Origin of the sequence: Streptomyces capoamus, from assembly GCF_014654935.1 — a bacterium.
GTDB classification, from domain to species: domain Bacteria; phylum Actinomycetota; class Actinomycetes; order Streptomycetales; family Streptomycetaceae; genus Streptomyces; species Streptomyces capoamus.
Genome location: NZ_BNBF01000011.1, coordinates 86,287 through 89,538, shown reverse-complemented (window position 1 = coordinate 89,538; position 3,252 = coordinate 86,287). Strand labels below are relative to the sequence as shown.

Annotated in this window: 5 protein-coding genes; 2 read left to right on the top strand and 3 right to left on the bottom strand. The window is 70.7% G+C overall.

Annotation, left to right across the window (positions count from 1 at the left end):
• A partial coding sequence (locus tag IE312_RS40790; protein WP_229900095.1) for a Bax inhibitor-1/YccA family membrane protein occupies nt 1–325 on the top strand: 325 nt, incomplete at its 5' end.
• A 64-nt stretch (nt 326–389) separates the two neighbouring features.
• Here the strand turns inward: IE312_RS40790 and IE312_RS18930 are convergent.
• Complete coding sequence (locus IE312_RS18930; protein ID WP_189983299.1) at nt 390–620, bottom strand: DUF4287 domain-containing protein; 231 nt, start codon at nt 618–620, stop codon at nt 390–392.
• A gap of 99 nt (nt 621–719) precedes the next feature.
• Here IE312_RS18930 and IE312_RS18925 point away from each other — a divergent pair, with 99 nt between their 5' ends.
• Nucleotides 720–1,031 carry a hypothetical protein gene (locus IE312_RS18925; protein ID WP_189983297.1) on the top strand — a complete coding sequence of 104 codons (312 nt, stop codon included), beginning with the start codon at nt 720–722 and terminating at the stop codon, nt 1,029–1,031.
• Between the two features lie 8 nt (nt 1,032–1,039).
• Here IE312_RS18925 and IE312_RS18920 read toward each other — a convergent pair whose 3' ends face one another.
• Both IE312_RS18920 and IE312_RS18915 read right to left on the bottom strand, forming a co-directional pair.
• Complete coding sequence (locus IE312_RS18920; RefSeq protein WP_189983295.1) at nt 1,040–1,822, bottom strand: hypothetical protein; 783 nt, start codon at nt 1,820–1,822, stop codon at nt 1,040–1,042.
• Nucleotides 1,823–2,105: 283 nt separating this feature from the next.
• Nucleotides 2,106–3,252, bottom strand: a 1,147-nt coding sequence (locus IE312_RS18915; RefSeq protein WP_229900093.1) for an acetyl-CoA C-acetyltransferase, incomplete at its 5' end; no start/stop codon positions are given.

Below are 3,252 nucleotides of genomic sequence, written 5' to 3'. Positions count from 1 at the left end.
GACCGCGCGCTACGCCCGCGTCGGCATCGCCATCGCGATCGCCTTCATGGTGGTCATGGCGATCAACCTGCTGCTGGTCGCCTTCGGCGTGGCCGAGAACGGCGGCCTGCGCAGCTTCGGACCGCTCGGCGCGCTCGTCGGCGTCATCGCGATCCTGCTCGGCGCCTTCTTCCTGACCCTCGACTTCAAGCAGATCGAGGACGGGATCGCCTACGGCGCCCCGCGCAACGAGTCCTGGCTCGCCGCGTTCGGTCTCACCATGACCCTGGTGTGGATCTACGTCGAGATGCTGCGGCTGGTCGCGATCTTCAGCAGCAACGACTAGCGCGTCCGCCGACGGCAACGGCAACGGCAGGGCCCCGGGCGATCCGCCCGGGGCCCTGTGCCGTTCACAGCAGCCTGCGCGCCGCCCTCCTCAGGTCGTACTCGTGCACGATCGCCTTGGCGTGGCCGTACGCCAGGTCGTACTCGTGCCGGAGCCAGCTGACCTTCTCCTCGAAGCGGAACAGGGACGGGCCTTCATCGACGGTGCGCAGCCAGTCGGAGACTTCACGACCGGTGCAGTGGGGGATGCGGGCGAGCAGGTTGCGGTGGGTCTCCTCGGAGAAGACATGGGACATCGGCGCCTCCGGGCACAAAGGGGATGTAAGCCGGTCCTTCAGGTCACCGTGCCTGAGCGTCCGCGTATTGGCAACAGTGCGGCGCGTTACGCTCGGCGCGTGGTTGATACGACGCCCTTGACCCAAGCAGTGGAACACTTCGCCGACCGGTTGCGGGCGGCACCGCAGAGCCGGCTGCAACGGAGCGCTGCCGCGGAGGCGCTGGCGCTGGCCCGGGAGCTGTCCGGGTGGGCGCAGCGGGTGGAGACTCCCGGGGCCGAGCCCCGGGAGATGCCGGACGCGGGGATGTTCGCCGCCGCCGACCAGATCCTCGTGGCCGCGCACGACCTGGCGGTCGTACTGGAGAGCGACGACCAGGTGGCCGAGGCCGTGCGGCTGGTGGAGGAGGCGCGCAAGAGGGCGGGGGTCTGAGGCCGCCGTCAGAGGGACGCGATGACCCGGTCGGCCAGGATGTAGACCGTGTCCTCGCCGCACGCGAACGTGAGGGTGTAGGCGCCGGAGATGCCCGAGCCGCCCAGCAGGTAGGGGGCCTCGCCGGACTCCAGGGCCGCCGCGAGCCGGGCCGCGGTCTCGCGGTGGCCCGGGGTCATGCACAGCGTGGTGCCGTCGGCGAAGACGTAGACGTCGAGGGTGCCGAGCGGGCCGGGGCGGACGTCGGCGAGCGGGACGCGTCCGTCGGCCAGCTCCTCCAGGACGGTCACCGTGCGCTCGTGGTCGTTGACGCCCGGCGACTGCACCGGGACGAAGTCCGGGTGCGAGGGGTGCCGGCGGCGGGCCGCGGCCAGTTCGGGGGACTCCCCGGCGAACTCGTCGGCGTCGACGCCCGGCTCGGACACCGGCTCCAGGCCCGCGAAGTCCGCCTGCCGGGGCAGGAACACGTCGACCTCGGACAGGCCGAACAGCGAGGGCGCGTCGGAGGCGTCACGGGCCTCCTGCGCCGCCCAGAAGGCGCGCGCCTCGGCTAGCTCCCGCTCCCGCTCCTCGGCGAGCGCCTCGGCCACGGCCGCGCGTATCTGCTCGGCGTCGGCGCTGCTGCGGGCGCCCGGCAGCAGGGCGTGCGTGGTCGCGGCCTGGTTCTCCGCGAGCTGCCGCTGAAGCTCCGTCAGCTGCCTGCGCAGTTTGAGCACGGTGCGCAGGACGGCGACGCCCACGGCGCCGGTGGCTGCCGTGGTGAGCAGCAGGGCGATCGGCATGGCGCTCACTGACATACTCCCGGTTCAAAGTCGACCCCCGACTTCCTACATCAGCTTGAAGGGCGGACTATCCAGCTGTCAGTGCGTAACGTCACGAAACGGACAGAACTTCGGGTTCATGGTTTCGTCGTGCGTCCTGCTGATCGGCGCTGACCTGCACTGATGCGCCGAGCTAGCGAGATAGGTCACATCCTGGGGGAGATTGGATCACGAAAAGGCCCAGAACCTTGGTGTTTCCTCGGTTCTGGGCCTTTCTGCCACGAGAAGTGGCCGATCGGCTACGGTCGGTGGGTCAGCTGAGGCGCTCGATGACCATCGCCATGCCCTGGCCGCCGCCGACGCACATCGTCTCCAGGCCGAACTGCTTGTCGTGCCACTGCAGCGAGTTGATCAGGGTGCCGGTGATGCGGGCGCCCGTCATGCCGAAGGGGTGGCCGACGGCGATGGCGCCGCCGTTGACGTTCAGCCTGTCGAGGTCGATGCCCAGCTCCTGGTACGAGGGGATCACCTGGGCGGCGAAGGCCTCGTTGATCTCGACCAGGTCGATGTCGCCGATGGTGAGGCCGGCGCGCCGCAGGGCCTGCTCGCTCGCCTCGACCGGGCCGAGGCCCATGATCTCGGGGGAGAGGCCGGAGACGCCGGTGGACACGATCCGGGCGAGCGGGGTCAGGCCCAGCTCGCGCGCCTTGGTGTCGGACATGATGACGACCGCCGCGGCGCCGTCGTTGAGCGGGCAGCAGTTGCCGGCGGTGACCAGTCCGTCCGGGCGGAAGACGGGCTTGAGGCCCTGGACGGCCTCCAGGGTGACGCCGGCGCGCGGGCCGTCGTCCTTGCTGACCACCGTGCCGTCGGGCAGCGTCACCGGGGTGATCTCCCGCTCCCAGAAGCCGTTCTTGATGGCTTCCTCGGCGAGGTTCTGCGAGCGGACGCCGAACTCGTCCATCTCCTGGCGGCTGACGCCCTTGGCGCGGGCCAGGTTCTCCGCGGTCTGGCCCATCGCGATGTACGGGTCGGGCAGCAGGCCGTCCTCGCGCGGGTCGTGCCAGGTCGTGCCCTCCTGCTGGGCGGTGGCCTCGGTGCGGGCCTGCGCCTCGGCGAACAGCGGGTTGTAGGTGCCCGGCATGTCGGAGGTGCCGTTGCGGTAGCTGGAGACCATCTCGACGCCGGCCGAGATGAAGACGTCGCCCTCGCCGGCCTTGATGGCGTGCAGCGCCATGCGGGAGGTCTGCAGGGAGGAGGAGCAGTAGCGGGTGACCGTGCAGCCCGGCAGGTGGTCCATGCCCATCTGTACGGCGACGATCCGGCCGAGGTTGTGGCCCTGTTCGCCGCCGGGGAGGCCGCAGCCGAGCATCAGGTCGTCGATGTCCCGGGGGTCCAGCTCGGGGACCTTGGCGAGCGCGGCCTGGATGATCGTGGCGGTCAGGTCGTCGGGGCGCAGG